The 21,762-nt window shown below is 41.5% G+C and carries 10 protein-coding genes; 8 read left to right on the top strand and 2 right to left on the bottom strand.

From position 1 onward, the window contains the following. Nucleotides 1-243 precede the first annotated feature (243 nt). The 4 genes from M5X66_RS00735 to M5X66_RS00720 all read left to right on the top strand — a co-directional run bounded on the left by M5X66_RS00735 (nt 244) and on the right by M5X66_RS00720 (nt 13,496). Nucleotides 244-8,610: an Ig-like domain-containing protein gene (locus tag M5X66_RS00735; protein WP_270103801.1), complete on the top strand. Its 8,367-nt coding sequence runs from the start codon at nt 244-246 to the stop codon at nt 8,608-8,610. A gap of 912 nt (nt 8,611-9,522) precedes the next feature. After that, the gene (locus M5X66_RS00730; RefSeq protein ID WP_036949907.1) at nt 9,523-9,807 is read left to right on the top strand and encodes a helix-turn-helix domain-containing protein; all 285 of its coding nucleotides are present in this window, start codon (nt 9,523-9,525) and stop codon (nt 9,805-9,807) included. 222 nt (nt 9,808-10,029) lie between these two features. Then, a complete protein-coding gene (locus M5X66_RS00725; RefSeq protein WP_270103800.1) occupies nt 10,030-11,856 on the top strand; it encodes an FUSC family protein in 1,827 nt (608 codons plus the stop codon). 398 nt (nt 11,857-12,254) lie between these two features. Beyond that, complete coding sequence (locus M5X66_RS00720) at nt 12,255-13,496, top strand: Zn-dependent hydrolase (RefSeq protein ID WP_108478659.1); 1,242 nt, start codon at nt 12,255-12,257, stop codon at nt 13,494-13,496. A gap of 66 nt (nt 13,497-13,562) precedes the next feature. Here M5X66_RS00720 and M5X66_RS00715 read toward each other — a convergent pair whose 3' ends face one another. Then, nucleotides 13,563-14,828: an amidohydrolase gene (locus M5X66_RS00715; RefSeq protein WP_036949898.1), complete on the bottom strand. Its 1,266-nt coding sequence runs from the start codon at nt 14,826-14,828 to the stop codon at nt 13,563-13,565. A 15-nt stretch (nt 14,829-14,843) separates the two neighbouring features. After that, nucleotides 14,844-16,118 (bottom strand): C4-dicarboxylate transporter DcuC, encoded by a 1,275-nt coding sequence (gene dcuC, locus M5X66_RS00710; protein WP_036949897.1) that lies wholly within the window; start codon nt 16,116-16,118, stop codon nt 14,844-14,846. Between the two features lie 801 nt (nt 16,119-16,919). Between dcuC and codB the strand changes: the two genes are divergently transcribed. The 4 genes from codB (at nt 16,920) to M5X66_RS00690 (ending at nt 21,660) form a co-directional block, all read left to right on the top strand. Further along, a complete protein-coding gene (gene codB, locus M5X66_RS00705) occupies nt 16,920-18,167 on the top strand; it encodes a cytosine permease (protein WP_108478658.1) in 1,248 nt (415 codons plus the stop codon). Beyond that, the gene (locus tag M5X66_RS00700) at nt 18,160-19,458 is read left to right on the top strand and encodes a cytosine deaminase (RefSeq protein ID WP_036949892.1); all 1,299 of its coding nucleotides are present in this window, start codon (nt 18,160-18,162) and stop codon (nt 19,456-19,458) included. The genes codB and M5X66_RS00700 overlap by 8 nt, the downstream gene beginning before the upstream one ends. A gap of 172 nt (nt 19,459-19,630) precedes the next feature. Then, nucleotides 19,631-20,302, top strand: a complete 672-nt coding sequence (locus M5X66_RS00695; protein WP_036949891.1) for a heavy metal response regulator transcription factor — start codon at nt 19,631-19,633, stop codon at nt 20,300-20,302. After that, nucleotides 20,299-21,660: a heavy metal sensor histidine kinase gene (locus M5X66_RS00690; RefSeq protein ID WP_154609797.1), complete on the top strand. Its 1,362-nt coding sequence runs from the start codon at nt 20,299-20,301 to the stop codon at nt 21,658-21,660. Before M5X66_RS00695 ends, M5X66_RS00690 begins: the two co-directional genes overlap by 4 nt. The last annotated feature ends 102 nt before the right edge of the window (nt 21,661-21,762 follow it).

The following is a 21,762-nucleotide window of genomic DNA, read 5'->3' as shown; positions in this document are numbered from 1 at the left end:
AACAAAGAATTAGTCATCACTAGAATTCATTGGAATTACTTTTCTTTGAAGAAAAATTCCAAATTATTCAAAAAATAGATCTTAAAAAAGTAAATATACTTCATTCAAATATAAATCGAATGATGTTGAGTATTGGCAGCTTATTTTAATGACTGTGAAAATCTTAAGGACTGTTATAAATCAGGGATTTTTAAAATACTCATCAACGATATTTAATTAACCCTATATTCTCGGAGTTCCTTAATGAATCGCAAGTCTAAGGATTTTATTCCTTATCATGTTACATTTATTGCGTGGATAAATATTGCAACGCAGATTAGTTTTCCTTTAGTATCAGTTTTTGCACCTGTCGCAGCCAATGCATTTACAGAGCAAAACCATCAACAACGCACGTTTTTATTACCCAAAAAAAATACGCTTACTTTAAGAGAAACTCAGCCATATACACTACAAGTGGGAGAAACAACTCAGAGTATTGCCAAAAAATATAATATAAGTTTGGAGCAATTACGTAAGCTTAATCAATTTAGAACATTTTCTCAAAGTTTCGAGACCCTAAAAGCCGGCGATGAGCTAGATATTCCTATGTCGCCGTTACCAACTTTAGAATGGGAAAACGAAAAACCTGTTTATATTCCACCAGAAGCATCGAGTGAAGAAGAAATTAAACTGGCGCAGTTTGTTTCCAAAGCGGGCCAATTTTTTACAAAGCAGCCTAATCATCACAAAACCAAAGCATTTACCCAAGAGATAATCACAACCACAGCAAGCAGCTATCTACAAGATTGGTTTAATCATTTTGGTAGCTCACAAATAAAGCTGGTTGCGGATAAGAAATTTTCATTAAAAAATTCGCAAATTGATTTGCTGCTGCCAATTTATGAAAACGAAGAAAGTTTATTCTTTACTCAAGGTAGTTTTCATCGTCAAGAACAGCGCATTGAAACCAACCTCGGCTTTGGGGCACGTTGGTATGGTGAAAATCAAATGGTTGGCGGAAATACCTTCTTTGACTACGATATTTCACGTGGTCATTCTCGTTTAGGATTAGGTGTTGAATATCGTCGTGACTTCTTAAAATTGTCAGGTAACAGCTACCATCGTCTTAGCAGCTGGCGCAATGCCCGAGAATTAACCGATCATTCAGCTAGACCATCTAATGGATGGGATCTCCGCGCAGAGGGTTGGTTACCTACCTATCCACATATTGGTGGAAAGCTCACTTACGAACAATATTATGGTGATGATGTTGCGCTATTCGGCACCAAAAATTTACAACGTGATCCATATTCCATCAATATAGGTCTTAACTATACTCCGGTTCCATTAATCACATTCAATGCGGAACATCGCCAAGGAAAAGCCAGCAAGAAAGATTCGCGAATTGGTTTACAACTCAACTACCAATTTGGCAAAAGCTTGAAGCAACATTTGGATCCGGAATCCGTCAATGCATTTCGTTCATTGATGGGCAATCGCTATGATTTCGTCAGTCGTAACAACCATATCGTTCTGGATTATAAAAAAAATGACGTCATCCACCTAAACATAACGGACTCTATCACGGGCTACGCAGGGGAAAAGATCCCTTTACATTTCACAGTGACCAGCAAATATGGGTTAAGTCACATAAAATGGGATGCTCAAGCACTGGTTGCCGCAGGCGGACACATACTCAATGAAAATGGTCAATACAGCCTTGTGTTGCCTTCTTATAAAAATATCAAAAATGCGAACAATTACGCCATTACTGCCATTGCCATCGACAAGAAAGGAAATACCTCTTCCAAAGCTATTGTCCGAGTTTCTGTTACTCAACCAGCTATTCACACCCTAAAAAGTGTCGTTTCATCCAGCAGAATTGATTTAATCGCTAACGGTAAAAGCAGCCAAAAATTGTCGTTATCCATTAAAGATAAAGCTGGAAATGTCATTGATCTCGCAGCTAAAGAAATTACGCTTGAGCGAGCAACAACTCGAAAAGTGAAGAGAGCGATGCCAGCTAAAGGGCTAAAAGCAGCTCCACCAGCCAAGTACACCGCCATAAGCCCATTTACCCGCTTAGCAGCTGGACAATATGAAGCGACGTTAACCGCAGGCACTAAGCCTGAAAGCTTTATACTGGTTCCCAAAGCCCGTAATGCTGTCTTCCCTGAAATTAAAGTAACCGTTGTTGCGGATACGGCAACAATTCAAGCTACAAAGCCCACGCCCAATACGCAAACGCCCCAGTTAGCTAACGGAAATTCACCTATTGAAGTTAAAACACTGCTTAAAGATGCGAATGGTAACCCTATCATTAATAGTGTGGTGACTTGGAGCTCCAACAAAGATCCGCAAAAAGTGATATTCACCCCTGTGAGCAGCACAACGGATAACAACGGCTATGCCACCACTCTAATCGCCAGCACACTAGCTGGTGAAGTCACGATCACGGCAACACCAACAAATGGCTCTCCACAAGACGTCACGCTGACATTTATACCGGATGCCACCACTTCAGTGCTGAAACCGCAAAATATTAACATTACTCAAAATGGTTCGATTGCTGACGGGAAAAAACCCAATCTGGTATCTATCACCATTACCGACCAATTTGGCAACCCATTACCAAATGTCGATGTACAATTCGCAACGGATAAAGGAACTCTCGCCAATACTCTCGTAAAAACGGATGCTAATGGAGTTGCACAAACCGCAATAACCAGTACGCAAGCGGGTGAAGCGAATGTGACGATTACTGTGGATGGCAAAGACATCCAACATAAAGTTCAATTTGTGGGAGATAAATCAACACCACAAATCGCAAAGCCAACCGTCAGCCAGATAACGCAAATCGCCGATGGTAAAAAACCGATTGAAATCACCACGAAATTAGTCGATGCCCATAATAACCCGCTGCCAAATACAGTCGTGACCTGGAGTTCAAATAAAAACGCCAATGATGTTCAGTTTACGCAACAAACCACCACAACCGATGCTAATGGTCTAGCAACCACCACGATTACCAGTACCGTGACCGGGGACATCATCATTACCGCCACAGCACCGAATGCTACACCACAAGAAGTAAAAGTGGATTTCTTACCTGATACCACAACAGCTGCGGTGCAATCGAATGATATTCATGTATCCCAGACAAGCACTGTCGCGAACAGCAACTCGGCAAATACCATTTCTATTACTGTGACGGATGCAAAAGGCAACCCAGTTCCAAATGTTGAGGTCGCATTCGCTACAGATAAAGGAACATTAGCTGATAGCAAAGTGACCACAAACAGCCAAGGAGTCGCACAAACCGCTATTTCCAGCGATAAAGCTGGAGATGCTACCGTGACGATTACCGTAGATGGCAAAGATGTTAAACAGACTATCTCATTTGTTGGAGATAAAAACACTCCACAGGTTGTGAAACCGACAACCAATACCGTTCCTCAAATTGCCAATGGTAATAAGCCATTTGAAGTCAAAACACAGATTGTAGATGCCAATAATAACCCGCTGCCAAATACCGTGGTTAATTGGACATCAAATAAGAACGGCAATGAGGTTAGCTTCTCTGAAATCAGCAGTATCACTGATGCCAATGGTTTTGCTACGACTCAAGTCACCAGTACCGTTTCAGGTGATGTCCTGATCACGGCGGCAACACCTAACGCAACATCACAAGACATTAGCCTTACGTTTTTACCGGATTCAACCACTGCAACAATTAAACCTACAGATATCATTGTTGGCTCAATGACATCCGTTGCGAATGGTGTAACAGGCAATCCAATTGCGATCACCGTGACGGATGCTAATGGCAACGTCGTTCCAAATGTTGAAGTTCAATTTGCAACCAATAACGGTTCTCTGGCTGACCAAAAGGTGATGACAGATAACCAAGGTGTGGCAAAAACCACCATCACCAGCAAGCAAGCAGGAGATGCAAAAATTACGGTGACTGTCGGTGGAAAATCGTTTGATAAAACCGTTGTATTTACGGCAAATATACAGACGGCGAAAGTCAGTTCAGTCATACCAGAAGTTAAAAATCAGTATCTCGCTGATGGCAAAATGACCGTCACTTATACAGCAAAAATTGTGGATGCGAATAACAACCCTATTTCTAATGTTGATACCGACTGGCTATCTAACTTAAGTGCATCAGAAGTGAAATTTAGCCAAGCAAAAACCAAAACCAATGCCCAAGGGGAAACGACCACTACCATTACCAGCACAAAAGCTGAAATGGTGATCGTGACAGCATCAACAAATGGCGATGGGAAAATGGCCAAAGAAATTCATTTTGTTGCCGATAAAGCCCAAGCTCAAATCACATCGTTAAACGTCAAGAAATCAACTATTGTGGCTAATGGCGTGGATAAAACCGATGTTTATGTCTTCGTGGAAGATAACTACGGCAACCCTGTTGAAGGTGTAGATGTTCAATTACAGACGAACAATGGTGCCCAACTCACCGTAATCACACCGTTCTCTAAAACAGATAGCCATGGATTGGTTCGCGCCACGCTGTCTACCTCCCAAGCTGCCAACAATATTATGGTTGCAGCAGTATTAGCGAACGGTAACCAACAACCGATTTCGAGCACCGTAAAAGCGGTCGCTGATAATACGACCGCGACAGTGACGATTGCATCATCAGCTAACCAAGTGCAAATTCGGCCACAAGCCCAAAAAGTATTACTGACAGCAACCGTCGTCGATAACCTGAACAACCCATTAGTTGAAACACCAGTAACTTGGCTCAGTGATAACAACACGCTAAGTGTAAATACAACCCGTACTGATAATCGAGGGCAAGTGACCGTTGAACTATCGGGCTATATCGCAGGAGAAACGACGGTCACTGCACAACTGCTTAACCGCCGTGAAGCACAGGAAAAAATTCAATTTATTGCAGGCGATGCAAACTCACTAAATAGTTTCTTTGAAATTAAACCACAAACTATTGTGGCGAATAACCGTGAACAAGCAACAGCAACGTTGACCTTACGTGACCAATGGAATAACCCAGTTACAGGGCAAAGAATTGATTGGGATAGTAACAACAATGCCATTACATTCACGGACTCAAAAGAGCTTGCTAACACAGGTGAATACCAAGTTAAAGTGAGTGGTAATCTTGCAGATACCATTGATATTACTGCTAAAAATGGTGCTGTTTCTAAACAAAAAAGCCTCGGTTTAATCGCGGACAGCGCCACTGCGCTCATCAAGGATATGAACATCACCAGTCAGGCTACGGTTCCTGCTGATGGCATCAGCCGCATTACCGTACAAGCAACCATTACAGATGCCACCAATAATCTGGCACCTGCGGGTATTGCGATTGGTTGGCGTAGTGATGTTGGTGAGCTATCACAACCCGTTAGCCATACAGATAATAACGGTATTGCCCAAATTACTTTAACTAGCACACAAGCTGGAAAAGGCAGCGTAACCGCCATTTTAGGTCAAAATACTAAGCAAACCGTTCAAAATATCGAGTTCTTAGCGGGGAACGTTTCTAGCAGCGCCTCCACTGTTGCTCTGAGCACGCCATCATTAACAGCAGCAACAGGTGAAACTGAAATTACCGTTACGCTGAAAGATGATATTGGTAACCGACTGGGTAACTTGGCGAATAAAATCACGCTAGATTACTCAACTGATTTGGGCTTAGCAAACTCACCGACTTTCACAGAGGTAACACCTGTAGGAACCTATCGTGCGAAGTTACACAGTACCAAAGCAGGTAATACAGACATTACCGTCCTGGTTGATGGTGTGACTCTGAACCAGAAAGCCCCTCTGACTGTGATTGCTGACGCACAAAGCGCACAGGTACGTGGTGATATCAAGGTTTCAAAAACAACTGAAACCGTCGGTAATCAAGTCACTATCAGCGCCCAGTTTGAAGATGCTAACGGCAATCAGCTCGGCGCAGGTATTCCCGTATTCTGGACGGCTAACGATGGCAGCCAGCTTTCGGATAACCAGACAACCACCGATGCTAATGGACGCAGCGAAGTTACCGTTCAACGTAGTGATGTGGGTTATGCAAATATTACCGTTAACTTAACATCGCAAAATACTAAAACCGCCCCAACTATCTCCTTTACACAAGGTACGATTGATACCAGTAAAACAGTATTCAATATAACCCCTACCACAATTGTGGCGGGTCAACCTGCGACGGTTGAACTGATATTAAAGGATCAGTTTGGTAATTTATTAACCAATCAAATATCTGCTATTCAAATCAGTAGTAATAACAATGAGGTAAGAATTGCTCCAGTAACGATGCCATCGGCAGGGGTGTATCACGCCGTTGTGAGCAGTGATAAAACAGGCGCTGCCATATTATCAGCCAATCTCAACGGCAGTGCATTATCGCAAACCTTAACGTTGAATGTGACTAGTGACAAAGCCACCAGCGTAATCACTAGCTTAGATACCAGCACCAATAACATTCAGGCGGGTAATGCCCAAGGCGTAGTTTATACCGCCAAAATTGTGGATAAGTTCAATAACCCAGTGCCGCAGGTGAATGTTTCATGGCACTTACAGGGTAAAGCAGAACCTTTCCCACACTCATCAATAACGGATATTAACGGTAACACTAAAATTTCGGTCACCAGCCATACCGTAGGTGCATTAGTGATGACAGCAGCACTTTCCGCAAGCGAAGATAAAAAAGCCAGTGTGGTTAACGTCCTTGCCGGTACTGTAAACATCACTAACTCTACCTTTACGACCACTAAAACTGATATTGGTCCAGATGGGCTTGAAAGCACCTTGTTCACGGTTAAATTGCAAGATGATTTTGGCAACGCCTTACTGAATGAAACGGTTGATATTACAAGTAATGTCCCTGCTCAGGATTTTACTATCAGTCCAGTCACCAATCACCAAGATGGCAGCTACAGTGCAACAGCCACTGCGACGAAGCAAGGCACCGCTAAAGTCACGGCAAAAGTGGGCAATCAAACCATTGCTAACCCGATTGAAATCAAAGTCGATGCCATTAACCCAACACTACGTTTTGACAACATGCAACAGCGTCTGACTTACTCTTCCGCCGTAAATAATGGTCAGGTTGTTAAAGGGTTGCCAAACGGTGCTCAACCTGTTTGGTCCAGTGATAACACCAGTATTGCTACCGTTGACCAGCAAGGGAAAGTTAAACTGAAAAAAGCGGGACGCACCAAAATTTGGGCGCGTATCGATGGAAATGGTATATATAAATCCGCAGCGGCTAGCTATGAGGTGGATGTTGAAAAAGCCAAACCAAACTTGACATTAACCAGTGCAGACACTATTTCCACAATTTGGTCAGATAACCAAGCTCACAATATTCAAACCTCATTCGGTAATACGGATGTCACTACCATTCCTCTCGAATATGTCAGCCAAAATACCAATATCGCTCAAATAGATTCTGTTTCTGGTGCAATTACTCAGGTCAAGCCTGGAGTAGCAAAACTGACCGTGCGTTCCAAAGAGACAGATCAGTTTGTTTCTGAAAGCCAAGATATTACCTATAACCTCGCAAAAGCACGTTTTAATGTGAATTTTAACCAGAAAGAACAAGAAATCACGGATCAGCGTAATCTTTTTAACCTACAACAAACCAGTGTAGCTATCCCACCTAAAGCAGATATTGAATGGAATTCAGGAGCCAATAATGTCGTTAATATTGCCAAAAATGGCTCGATTCAAAGCCTAGGCAAAGGCGAAGCCAATTTAACCATGACAGTAAAAGCCAATGATTACTTTGAGCAAAGTAGCGGTGATTATAAGGTCAAGGTGTACACGAAGCCTGCAATTACTATAAATTCAATCTCTTATGGCAATAATGGCAATCAAGAAACTAATTCGGCTTATTGGTCCCCTGTTTATACCGACGATAACCTAACAGTTAACTGGTCTGTCGCAGGAACAAGTGATTTTGATATGCCTTCCGATGTCAAAATCGTTATAACAAAACCAGATGGTGGGACAGATAGCGCCACATCATCAGTGACTAGCGGTCCGCGTTCAAATACCTATGAGCCAAAGCAAAGCTACTTGAAAACGAACCAAAAAGTTAAAGTTGAAATTATTGCAATAGGTAAGTCCCAACATAAAATTGAAAACCGAATCCAAGCTGTTGATGTTCCTATTGTTATAACTGAACCCAAAGATATCGGAAACTTATCTATTAGCTATAGGACTTTCGCTTACATTGTTGGAGACGACGTAGTCGATAACGCTAATCGTTGTAACCCAATTACTAGCATTTCTTGGTTCAACAACCATCGTAAAGCGATTATATTTCCTAAAGTACAGATTGGGTTATCAGGAAAACAGCTATTAGAGAATATTCAGGTGAGCCATCAGATATTGAAGTCTGAATATAGCGGGAACGAATCATTTGGCTCAAATAGAATAACGTATCCAACGCTGACAAAACCCACTAATGGTCTAGATACATACGAGTACAGTTACTCACAGATTAGCAATCAGCCAATAAAAGATGAATGTTATATGAATCATAATGGTAGCGGAAAGCTCACCACAATATTAGAATTTGCAGGTCTACAGTCTGAACTCAAAACCCCATTCTATTGGAGTGGTTATTAACTTATTCCACAGGGTGCTTTGCACCCTGTTTTTTTATTACCCTCCCGCTTTACCTCGTTCAACAAATTACAATCACTAAGTAAATACACGTAAGATCTTGGAGGTTTTTAAAATATGCGAAAATCATAATCTGAAATTTATTACTTTATTGATAGCCGTATAACGAATATTTATACTGCAAAGATTAAAATCGGAAATCCTTTACTACTAAAGTGGCAGACAATTTAGTACTATTTGACTTAAAATGATTAATGCAAAGTTTTAATTTTAATCATCATACAAACCTCCAACTTGCTCACCAAATCTTTGATACTAAAATAACTATCACGTTAGAAACAAAAAAAAGAAAATAGAAATCAAAATATTTTGATCTTTATTAAGATGCCATGAATATACATATTTCATAAAATCATAAAAAAATTGATCAAATAACGATCTTCCTAGATTGATGTCTTTATGAAATAAATCAAAAATCAAAAACAATTAAGCTAAATCACAAAGATTAAATATAGAAATCCTGTATTGTTAATGTTTTATTTTCTGTTTTTTTGGGTTTATATATTGAATTAATCAAAATTGACAATAAATTATATTGATCAAAAACAATACACTAAAATTTACATTTGTTATAACATTGCAGGAATTTAAATTTAACCCATTGAAAATGAAAAAATAATTCTTTCATTAAATATTTAAAATTAATAATCGTAAACATGTAGATATTTTAGACGTCATTTTGGGACTAATTGAAAACAATTATAAGGATAGTATATCATTCAGTGAGTGGCACTTGAGGGTCACTATATATTTAGCCCAAAATTAAAATGCGCAGATTATATTAAATCACTTTTATAAAATCTGAAAATTCACATTGATTGTTATCTCAACAATATAATTTAATAGAGAATATTTATGAATAGAAAATTTCCTGTCGCTTATGCTGTCGGACAAAAAATCAAGTCATTAAGAAAGTCTCAAGGTTATACTGTGTTTCAATTAGCACGAGAATGCAATATCAGTGAACAACAACTATTCCGTTATGAACGAGGTGTTAATCGTATTGATATTGATTGCTTAGCTAGAGTAACAAAAATATTAGATGTTAATATCAGTGATATATTTTGTGATGTATTTCAAGACAATCAAGATACTAAATACGAAAATAAAATCCAAGAATCAGTTGAATCTTACGCATAATATGCGTAATCGGTATTCCGTATTAACTTCAACTATTTTTTGATTTAAAAAAGTCCATATATGATGCTCTTGCATAAAAAGTAAAAGCCTATTTTAAGGCTTTTACTTTTTATTTTACCTCGAGCTCTGTTTTCCAATATTGGCGCTTTCCACCTCTGTTTGCGATTTATCACCACAAGCACTACCCTATACGCAGTTTTATTCACCCATCTGCGAAAAACCATGTCACAGCCAACTACATTAATACAGCGATTCGGATTTGATTCTGACCGTTTACGCTTTGCAATAATCACCGCCTGCGCATCCATTCTTGCACTATTTATTGCTGAATATGCAGGACTTACTCACCCCCAATGGGCAGCAATGACTGTATGGGCTTCCGCGCAACCTTGGCGTGAAAACTTATTAGAAAAAAGTTGGTGGCGTTTTGCAGGTACTGTTATTGGTGTCGTTGCTGGCATTGCTCTCATTCAAATTCACCTAATCAGCCCATTATTATTTGTGATCAGTTTAGCGGGGTGGTTAGGTGCATGTAGCGGTATCGGACAGCTACAAAAAGGCTTTGTAGCCTACGGTACTTTTTTGGCAGGTTACTCAGCGGTGATGGTGAGCATGCTTAGCGTTCATGCCACCGATAATATTTTTGCCGTTGCATGGGATCGATTTTGGACTATTTTAGTTGGCGTATTATGCGCAGTTTTGTTTAACTTTTTATTTACCCCTAAACGAGAACAAGCCTCTATCATCGCGCTCAAACAACAAATTGATCAGCAGTTTTACCAGATTTTGCACCGTTCTTTATATAGAAAAGAGTCTATTGAACAACAGGACATTGACATCTTATGGCAGCAAATGGCCGCCTATGATGAGCAGTTAGAAGCCAACCGTATTGGATGGCGTTATCACCGTAAACAAGTCGTAAAAGCCCGCCAACAACTACTCGCGCAAAGCCAGATTTTGCTACAACTTGATACGTTTAAAGGGATAGCTGCATTTCCATTCCCAGCAACACAACCGACTGAATTACAATGGAAACATATCCTATCCCTATGCCCGAATGGCGTATTGAAAAATCTTCTTATCCCACTGTTTTACGCGTCAAAAGGGTTAGCTATCAAGGCAAAATACCGGGTAGATAAGCTAAAGCTCCACCATGATCGCATTGCTGCTTGGCAAGCTTTTGCGCGCTCGTTCGTTGCCATTGCCACCGTAGGCTTACTCTGGCTAGTGACCCAGTGGCAAGCACTGGCATATTTAACTCTCGGGTTATCGGTGATGATCGCTCTGTTCGCATCCCTCGATTACCCCGCTAGGTTTATGAAAAACATCTTCACAGGACAATCTTTCGGAGCACTTGCCGCGTTGATTTGTACTTGGTGTCTATGGCCATTTGCATCATCATCATGGCAAATGACCTTATTCATTGTGCCCGTCATCATCAGTGGAATTTTGGTTTTTGCCCACAAAAAACTGATTTTAATTGCCTTTGATTACATCATGGTCTCTTTGATCTTACTGCAACCAAGCTACCCTTTTACCTTAAGTTTTCCAGAAAGCCTCGGTAATGCCATCGCCATTATTTGTGGACCGTTAGTCGCGATGGGGGCTTTTTATTGGATTTACCCAACAAATCCGAAGAAACGTTACCAAAACCTTATTTTACTCAGTGAACAACAATTTAAATTAGGTCTTAATAAGATTATTACCGGACAAAAACCATCAACATCACAGATGAGCCATCGCCTATTTAGCGGGTTAATATTGGCGCGTAAAAGTGATTATCCATTTGATAGAACAATACAATTTTTTGCCGTTCGCCACGCTATTTGGCTCAATCTGATGCAAGTTTATAAACAGTTTTCTACCTCTGAATCACACAATCGAGCCCTAAAAGGACTCGTTTTACGTTTGCAGCACCCACAGCCTAATGTTGAAAAAATTCACCGCCTGTTGAAAACACTATTACGTAGACAACAAAACAGTGCTGAATTACGTCAATTGTATAATGATGTTCATCTCTACTTGCATTATTTAGAAACTAACAATTGAATATAAAAAATAACAATCAGCGAGAGATTGAAAACAATAAAATAAATTACCGTTCTAAATTGATTAAAAAAAATAAATCTCTTACTTAAATTATAGAACCCCAAAATATCATCAATAAATAATGAAAAAATCGAGGGTTAATTTAAAAAATATTTAAATTAACCCTTAATAACCTCAATCTGTTACAAACGTAAAATTTGTTATATTTTCGTTTAATATCAGTAATTTGATAAATATCATGCAACCTTCTTTTTTTCATACTTCTGTTTGACTTACTCCATTTCTATTTGCATAGTAGTACTCATAATAATTTTTATACTTTTCTGCTTTTTATTTTCAATCCTATTTATTCCAACACATTTAAATATATCTGATTACAATTTATGAAAGAGGTTTTCATGACTAGGGAATTATTTTCTACTAATGAAATGAAATTATTATTTGAAAAATTAGCATCCTTTACTGTTTATCCTGAAAATAAAGGTGTGACACGTTTGGCTTATACACCCACAGACCAATTGGCACACCAATACATGATAGAAACCATGCAAAAAGCTGGGTTTACTGTTCGCCAAGATGCGATAGGGAATATTTTTTGCCGATTACCGGGAAAAAATCCCGATTTGCCTGCTGTTGGCACTGGCTCTCACTTGGACACGGTTCCTAATGGTGGTGCTTATGATGGTACACTTGGTGTCGTGGCAGGATTTTATGCGCTGATGCAGTTTAAGCCACAGCAATTATCCCGCTCCCTTGAACTCGTCATTTTCAGGGCGGAAGAATCCAGCCGATTTGGTTTTTCCTGTATTGGTAGCAAAGTGTTACTTGGGAAAGTTGATCGTGAAAAATGGGCTCTCAACCGAGATGATGATGGACGCAGCTTTTTCGATGTCCTCGATAGCCTTGGTTATCCAAGCCACGAAATTGAACAGTGCGAATTGGCTGATAACCATTATTCAGCTTTTATCGAAATGCATATCGAACAAGGTCGGCGCCTTGAACTTGAAGGAAAATCAGTGGGAATTGTGAACGGAATTGCCGCTCCAACCCGCTTCCAAGTTCAGGTTACAGGGCATGCAGATCACTCCGGCGCCACCCCAATGTACCAACGCCACGATGCATTAGTGGCCAGCGCCGCCATAATCAGCGATGTGAACCGAGCGGCTTGCCGTGAATCTGTATGGGGAACCGTCGGTACCATTGGGAAACTCAATGTATATCCAAATTCCATGAACGTTATTCCCGGTGAAGTGAACTTCTTGGTTGATATTCGCGGCATTGAACCAGAAAGTATTGCCCGCGTTGCCACTCACTTGAAAAATTCCATTAGAAAATCTGAACAAGACAACGATGTTTCGATTCAAATTCGTGAAATTTCAGCAGAAGCACCAGTGAAATTAGATAACGAGATTTGTCAGTGTATTGAACAGCATTGCCTTGAACAAAACATCGGTTATATGACCATGTTGAGCGGTGCGGGTCATGATTCTATGAATCTCGCCCAAAAATTCCCAACCGCAATGATTTTCACACCATCAAAAAATGGAATTAGCCATCACCCTGATGAATTCACTGATTTCGACGACATCATTATTGCCGCTAATCTATTGAAAGATACCCTGTATTCATTAGCAAAATAAAGCCTTAGCGAAATAGAAAAGCCGCTGGGAGATTACTCTCAGCGGCTTTTTCCTATCACCAAAAAATTACATTAATGACACCAAACATCCGGTATACAGCTGATAGGCTGTTAACATCTGTTTTTCATCAAAATCAAAATTAGCTTGGTGATGCCCTGCGGTTCTGTCAGCACCGACAACAAAATACAGAGATTTACCCCCGTGACGCTGGACGCGTTTTGCCAAAATAGTGGCATCTTCGCTACCACCAAACGGTCGAGTCGCTACTGCAGTTAATTCCCCATGTTGCCCTACCACACTAGCCAAGGTGTCAATCAACTCTTGGTCATTGGTTAAATCAACCGCTTCTCCCATCACTTCACTTTCCATTTCTAGCTGGAAGCTGTGTGCGGAGCCTTCTGCCATGCGAATCGCATTTTCGCTCATAAAGCGGTTAATCTCTTCATTTTCGCCGCGGACTTCTATCTGCATTTGAGCATAAGATGGCGTCACGTTTCGCCCTTCACCGGCATTCAGTACCCCAACGTTAATGCGCGACATTCCTTTACCGTGTCTTGAAATTCCCAACATTTGCGTTGTAGCATGACAAGCGCCGGCTAGCGCATTACGTCCCAATTCAGGCTCTGCTCCTGCGTGGGATGGTGCACCTTTGAAGCGAAAATCCAGTTTTGTTGTGCAGAGGAAATGGGTTGGGTTAATCACAATTTCACCGCTATTGGCAATGAACCCTAAGTGCGCCCCTAAGAAATAATCCACATCATCCACAATGCCACTTTCAGCCATCGCTCTCGCACCACGAACGCCTTCTTCCGCAGGTTGGAATAACAATTTTACTTTGCCAGATAAGCTCTCTTTATTTGCTACTAGCCAATGCGCGACCGCTAAACCAATCGCGATATGCCCATCATGACCACATGCATGCATTTCACCAGGATGACAAGAGCTAAAATTATCATTTTTTGGGCGATGGGTTTCATCAGTACTTTCTGTCACACCGACACAGTCAATGTCAAAACGCAGTGCGATTGTCGGTCCTGCTTTGCCACTATCGAAAATGGCAACACACCCTGTCAGCTCCTGCATTTCAGCCAGCAGATTTTCATCAACTTGGTGCTTTCTCGCCACCGCTAAACCTTTATCAACCACTTTCTGTTGACGTCCAAAGGCATATTCAGGATTGATCACCTGCGGACCCACTTTGACGTCCAAGTTTAAACGACGCAGTTCTTCAACGATTTTTGCTGTGGTTAAAAACTCAGACCAACCAATTTCAGGGTATTGATGGAATTCACGACGCCATTGAGTCAGTTGTTCTAATGTAATATTTGACATGTTATCTCCTTAAAATTAAAGCATGATGAGCGCAATGAAGATCACCCCAACAATCATGCCAGGCGCAGTACGCTTCACAATTTCCATCGGGTTCACATTGGCTAAACCTGCACAGACGATAGCCGCACCTGCTAACGGTGACATGGTTCTACCCAATGCGCCTGAAATTGCAGAAGCCATCCCCAAATCAGGAATTTCATAACCAAATTGCTGGGCAAATGGTGTTACCGTTTCGTTGAAAGCAAACGCGGCCGCATCACCTGAACCCGTGATAATTCCCATTAAGAATGGGCCCAATGTCCCTCCCCAACGTGCAAATTCAGGAGAGTGGATCAGAAAACCAATAAAGGAATCAATTAAGCCAGATGCTTTGAGACCCGCAGAGAAAACTGCAGCAGCGATGATGATCCCAAGAACATCCCCATAGGCATTCCCCATCCCTTTAAAGAACTCTTTAGTAATGGTTGAAGGGTTAGTACGCGTGATAACTAACGCATAAATTGCCCCAATGACCATCGCTGCTGGCACACTAATTTGATACGCTTTCAGCGCATCCATAAATGGCAGAATTAATAGGATTAATGGAATAAACGGCGCTGTCGCGTAAAGATAATTTGGCTGTTCTGCCGCTGCATTTTGTTCTGTGCCCGCTGTGCCATTCACTTCGACAACCGCTTTCATGTTGTACTCTTTTTTCACTAAAGCAACGATAGCTAAGGAAACGGCAGCGATGCCTCCAACTGCTAAGCTGTATGGTCCGTGGCGAGCAATTAAGTCAACAATACTCATGTTCGACATCTGCGCCACAAATGGGTTATGTGACAACCCAGGGCTTAGCATAGAACCTATCGTACCGCACAGCACAGCACCACCAGCAATAGCTGGGTGAATACGTGCAGCAATCAGTAACGGAATCAATGTCGCACCAACCGCGGCGGCACATCCAGCCGCAGAAGGGATCGCAATATTAATAAAGAAAGTCAGTACGACTGCTGCGGGGATCAGGAAAAAACCCAGTCGAGTCAGAACACGAGATAGCACCAGTACTAAATGTTTATCGCACTTGGTGTATTTCATAACATAGGCAAAACCCATACTGGAACAAATGGCTTGGATCAGCGGAGCCGAAACCATGCGCTCGCTAAATGCATTTAAGGCATCCATTGGCACGAGGCTAATAATACAGAGTACTAGCCCAGCAGCAATTAATACCATCCGAGTTTCATATTTTTTAATTAAAAGATAAATTGTAGCAACGATAACTAATGCCGCGATAATTTGTATTATCATGACTGACCTCTTTTATTCCCTGGAGAAATAGATAGAACAAATAAAGAAAAGAATGAATTTTTAATTGGTAATTCATTGTGAACTTTAATTGTTTTATTTAATTGAGGGATATCAATTTTAATTCCCTATCTGGAAATTAACCCTCATTTTGTGATCAGCGCGATGTTTACTATAAAAAAATCATTCAAAATTAAAAAATATCCTTTAAAAACATAATCATGATCAACCAGAAAGAAACATTAAATTCCGTCAAAATGACGATAAAATTAACGTTGTTATCATTTTGGTAATATTGAAACTCTTTTTTTACTCTTTACTCATTAAATAATTAAATATTAAATTACGTAAATAATTAGATTTATAAATATCGATTCTCATTTAGATTAAAATCATATTTTACTCAAAAAAAGGAGTAATAAATTCCAATCAACAATTTAAATGCGTAATAATAAATAAAATATTAAAATTTGTTTGAACATTATATTTTATTGAATAAATATAAATAAAAAAAACGAATCATTGATACCCACACATTCGGAAGTCTTTTATCTTAATTTTACGTTTTTTGTTTGTATCATTGGCTATTCTAACCGCTGGTTTTTATCGTGACTTTATCTCACCCCATCGAGCTGTTTACCGCCTCACGCCCTTTCCAGTTACGCTACAGACTAGAATAAAAAATGAGCAAAAACACAATTCATTAATTCTTTTTAAGCATGTGCGAAACCGTTTGCTTTTTATTTTTACGGCTATAGAATTCGTCAGATTTTTTTGGCCAGAGGAAAGCTACAGGAGGCAATTGTGTCCGGTGATAAAAATTATAGTCATGAGCCAGTACCCATATCCGCAAGAAAAGGCGGGCTCGCATTAACCTTTGTAATGCTGGGTTTAACGTTCTTTTCCGCCAGCATGTGGACCGGAGGCGCTCTCGGTACCGGTCTTAGTTTCAACGATTTCTTCCTCGCAGTTCTCATTGGTAATCTTATTCTTGGTGTCTACACCGCCTTCCTTGGTTTTATCGGTTCTAAAACAGGCTTAACAACCCACCTTCTTGCACGTTATTCTTTCGGTATTCGCGGCTCTTGGCTCCCTTCTTTCTTACTTGGCGGTACACAGGTCGGCTGGTTCGGTGTCGGCGTTGCCATGTTCGCCATTCCCGTTGGTAAAGCAACAGGCTGGGATATCAACTTACTGATTGGTATTTCCGGTATTTTGATGACCGTCACAGTGTTCTTCGGTATCTCCGCGTTAACCGTGCTGTCCATTGTCGCCGTTCCTGCCATTGCTATCTTAGGAAGCTACTCCGTATATCTTGCTGTCACTGATGCCGGTGGTTTAAGCGCTCTGCAAATGGTAAAACCGGAACAACCAATCGATTTCAACCTTGCACTGGCGATGGTCGTCGGCTCGTTTGTCAGCGCAGGAACCTTAACCGCTGACTTCGTACGCTTCGGGCGTAAGCCGAAAATCGCGGTACTGGTGGCCATTGTGGCGTTCTTCTTGGGCAACTCACTGATGTTTATCTTCGGTGCGGCGGGCGCAGCTTCCTTAGGTATGGCGGATATCTCCGACGTAATGATCGCGCAAGGATTACTCTTACCAGCAATTATCGTTCTTGGTTTGAACATTTGGACAACCAACGACAACGCGCTGTACGCTTCCGGCTTAGGGTTCGCCAACATTACAGGCTTATCCAGCAAGACGTTATCCATTATCAACGGCTTAGTGGGCACACTCTGCGCACTGTGGCTGTACAACAACTTTGTTAGCTGGCTGACCTTCTTATCCGCAGCCATTCCGCCGATTGGTGGCATTATCATTGCGGATTACTTAATGTATCGTCATCGCTATGCCACTTTTGACATGAGCAAAATGCGCGATGTGAATATCAGTGCGTTAATCGCCGTGGCTGCGGGTGTTGCCGCAGGACATTGGCTACCGGGAATTGTCCCTGTTAACGCAGTGCTTGGCGGCGCTATCTGCTACGCCATCCTGAATCCATTATTGAATCGCGTACGCGCCACTAATTCGGAGATGACCCGTGCTTAATCAACATATTCAACATATCCACAATGTCCGTTTACCTGAGCGTGAAGGTCTGTGGCGAATCGATATTGAAAATCAACAAATTAAAGCTATCGTTCCGCAGCCCGCAGGTGAAGTACTCGCTAATAGCCTTGATGGTGAAGGCGGCTTAGCCATTCCACCATTTGTTGAGCCACATATTCATTTGGATACAACACAAACCGCTGGGCAGCCAAATTGGAACCAGTCTGGCACCCTGTTTGAAGGGATTGAACGCTGGGCCGAACGCAAAGCGATGCTAACCCATGACGATGTTAAACAGCGCGCTTGGCAAACTCTAAAATGGCAGATTGCTAACGGTATCCAACATGTTCGTACCCACGTTGACGTTTCCGATGCCACTTTAACAGCACTGAAAGCCATGCTGGAAGTGAAAAAAGAAGTGGCACCTTGGGTGGATATGCAAATCGTTGCTTTCCCACAAGAGGGGATCATGTCCTATCCAAACGGCGAAGAGCTATTAGAAGAAGCGCTACGTTTAGGGGCGGATGTGGTCGGGGCTATCCCGCATTTTGAATTCACCCGTGAATATGGTGTGGAATCCCTGCATAAAACCTTTGCACTGGCACAAAAATATGACCGTTTAATCGATGTTCACTGTGATGAAATTGATGATGAACAATCACGTTTTGTCGAAACCGTTGCCGCCCTTGCTCACCGTGAAAATATGGGCGCACGCGTTACCGCCAGCCATACAACGGCGATGCACTCTTACAACGGGGCATATGCTTCACGTTTATTCCGTCTGCTGAAAATGTCAGGGATTAACTTTGTCGCCAACCCGTTAGTGAACATTCACTTACAAGGTCGTTTCGATACCTATCCAAAGCGTCGAGGGATCACCCGCGTGAAGGAAATGCTCGCCGCCAATATTAATGTCTGCTTCGGTCACGACGATGTGTTCGATCCATGGTATCCACTGGGTACCGCAAATATGCTGCAAGTGCTGCATATGGGTCTGCATGTTTGCCAATTGATGGGCTATGGTCAGATTAATGATGGTCTGAAGCTTATCACTGAGCACAGTGCAAAAACGTTGAATTTGCAAAATTACGGTATTGATGAAGGGAAACGTGCAAGCTTACTGATCCTGCCTGCTGAAAACGGTTTTGATGCTGTACGCCGCCAAGTGCCAGTACGCTATTCCATCCGCGATGGTCGCGTCATTGCCACTACGCAGCCAACCGTGACCCAAATTCAACTCGACGATATCGAGACAATTCGTTACGGTTATCAGCCACATAGCGAAAACTAAGTATTACCCCAACACGGGGCTTGTTGAGCCTGCAATCAATGAGTTCCCCGTGTTTTTTTCCCCTGAAATATCTTCATATACCTCATTTTTATTGCTAAACCCCAGACTGTTTCTTTACAGTAAAAGTTTCTTTAAGATGAATTAAGTCAAATAAAACGATTGCTGGGTTTCCATGAGAATACTATTAATTGAAGATCACCTTAAAACCCAAGGTTGGGTTAAAAATGGCTTAGAAGAAGCGGGTTTTCTGGTGGATGTCGCTAATGATGGCCGTGATGGACTCTACTTTGCTTTAGAAAACAATTATCAATTGGTTATTCTCGATATCATGCTGCCGGGTATGAGTGGCTGGGATATTTTAAAAATCTTACGCACTGCGAAAAGTATTCCCGTTATTTGTCTCACGGCGCGGGATGCCGTAGATGATCGCATTAAAGGCTTAGAGCTCGGTGCCAATGACTACCTTGTGAAACCATTTTCGTTTTCTGAATTATTAGCGCGCGTTAAAAACCAACTCAAAGTGAATCAGCCAACCTCGACAACCATGACGATTGCAGATTTAAAGATAGATCTGACCCGCCATGATGTTGAACGCGGAGGAAAGAAAATCATCTTAACCCGCCAAGAATTTTCTTTGTTGCTATTTTTCGTGCTGCATAGCGATGAAATTTTACCTAGAACCTTAATTGCCAGTGAAGTTTGGGGCATCGATTTTGACAGTGATACCAATATCATCGATGTCGCCATTCGTCGATTGAGAAAGAAAATTGATGATGAGTTTGAAGTTAAGCTTATCGAAACCATCCGAGGGATGGGATACCGCTTAAATAGGCCAATAGAATGAAAAAAAAGTCGCTACGCTTTAAACTTATTTCCCTGTTTATCATTCTAATGGTCGCTAATGCTGGCGTCGTGACATGGGTTTTATATCACTCGCTGAAGAATGAGCTGTCTGAACAAGATAATAATTTGCTCGTGAACCGTGCGGAGCAGCTCGCTAAATTAATTTCGGGTGGCATCGATATCAAAACGCTGCCGATGTATTTCCAAAGCATGATGGACATGCGCCAAGATTTGATCCAGATTTCTGATGCGAGTGGGCATATACTCGTCGCGACTAACAGCGAACTTCTGGATACCCAACCACTGCGGCTAGTAAACCTTGAGCAGCTCAATATCCATGCCATCAACCATTGGCAAACCACACAAAACATTCCCATCTCCGCGGTCTATTTCGCCATGAACTCACCATTAGGGCAGCTCCATGTGGTACTCGGTAAAGTCTCCGTCGACCGCAGCGGAGTATTAACCCAATATTTAACCCAAAGCGTGCTGGTGTCTGCCCTCTCAATATTGTTGATGGGATTACTGAGTTTATGGTTACTGAAAAAAGGGCTCTCCGATATTCAATCACTGAGCCAGATCACGATCAAAACGGACGTACATGCGCTGAATGATCCGATCGATATTGATCAGCTTCCACAAGAGTTAAAAGAGCTGGGCGAATCAATGAATACCATGCGCCAACGGCTAAAACATGACTTTGTTAAACTAACCCAGTTCGCCGATGACTTAGCCCATGAGCTAAGAACGCCCATTAATGCCATTCGAGTGCAAAATGAAATTACACTCCAACGCTCCCGTAATGTGAGCGAATATGAAGAGGTCATCATTAGCAATATTGAAGAGCTTGATAAGCTGGCACAGATGATCCAAAGCACGTTATTTATTGCTCGTGCTGAAAATAAAAACATCACGTTAAATCGAGAAAATCTCTCAATATCAGAATTAGTGAATGATGTTTATGAACTATTTTCGGCTTATGCAGAAGAGAAACAGATTGCGCTTTATTGTGAGCCTTCAACTCTCAGGATTGATGCTGATCCGGTATTACTGAGCCGTGTATTCATGAATGTTATCGCTAATGCGATTAAATACTCTCACCCAAATACTCGCGTGGTCACCCAGATCATTGAGCTTCCCCTGCAGAGAGAAATCCGCATCACTAACCAAGGGAACTCCCTACAAAATAGCGAGGAAATTTTCACCCGTTTTTGGCGCGGAGATAATGCCAGAACCACGGAGGGAACTGGATTGGGGCTGGCGATTGTCAAAGCGATTGTTGAACTGCATGGCGGTTCGGTTAGTTTTAAACACGAAGCAGGTACCAGCACCATTACGCTAACGTTTCCTACAATCTAAAATCTCCTACAATTAAGTAAGATGACAAATTTGTCATCTTACTGTCAGCCACTTTTATCACGCATTCGGTATAACTGATTTCATTCTTCTTTTTGCTATGGA

Origin of the sequence: Providencia sp. PROV188 (assembly GCF_027595165.1) — a bacterium.
Lineage (GTDB): Bacteria > Pseudomonadota > Gammaproteobacteria > Enterobacterales > Enterobacteriaceae > Providencia > Providencia lanzhouensis.
Note: the sequence above shows the minus strand (reverse complement) of the source record. Positions and strands in the feature narration are given on the sequence as shown.

Bases quoted from the DNA above. Each gene is read 5' to 3' on its own strand.
- M5X66_RS00690 (WP_154609797.1), top strand. From the start codon at position 20,299: ATGAAAAAAAAGTCGCTACGCTTTAAACTTATTTCCCTGTTTATCATT.
- M5X66_RS00715 (WP_036949898.1), bottom strand. From the start codon at position 14,828: ATGTCAAATATTACATTAGAACAACTGACTCAATGGCGTCGTGAATTC.
- dcuC (WP_036949897.1), bottom strand. From the start codon at position 16,118: ATGATAATACAAATTATCGCGGCATTAGTTATCGTTGCTACAATTTAT.
- M5X66_RS00725 (WP_270103800.1), top strand. From the start codon at position 10,030: ATGTCACAGCCAACTACATTAATACAGCGATTCGGATTTGATTCTGAC.
- M5X66_RS00730 (WP_036949907.1), top strand. From the start codon at position 9,523: ATGAATAGAAAATTTCCTGTCGCTTATGCTGTCGGACAAAAAATCAAG.
- M5X66_RS00735 (WP_270103801.1), top strand. From the start codon at position 244: ATGAATCGCAAGTCTAAGGATTTTATTCCTTATCATGTTACATTTATT.
- M5X66_RS00695 (WP_036949891.1), top strand. From the start codon at position 19,631: ATGAGAATACTATTAATTGAAGATCACCTTAAAACCCAAGGTTGGGTT.
- M5X66_RS00720 (WP_108478659.1), top strand. From the start codon at position 12,255: ATGACTAGGGAATTATTTTCTACTAATGAAATGAAATTATTATTTGAA.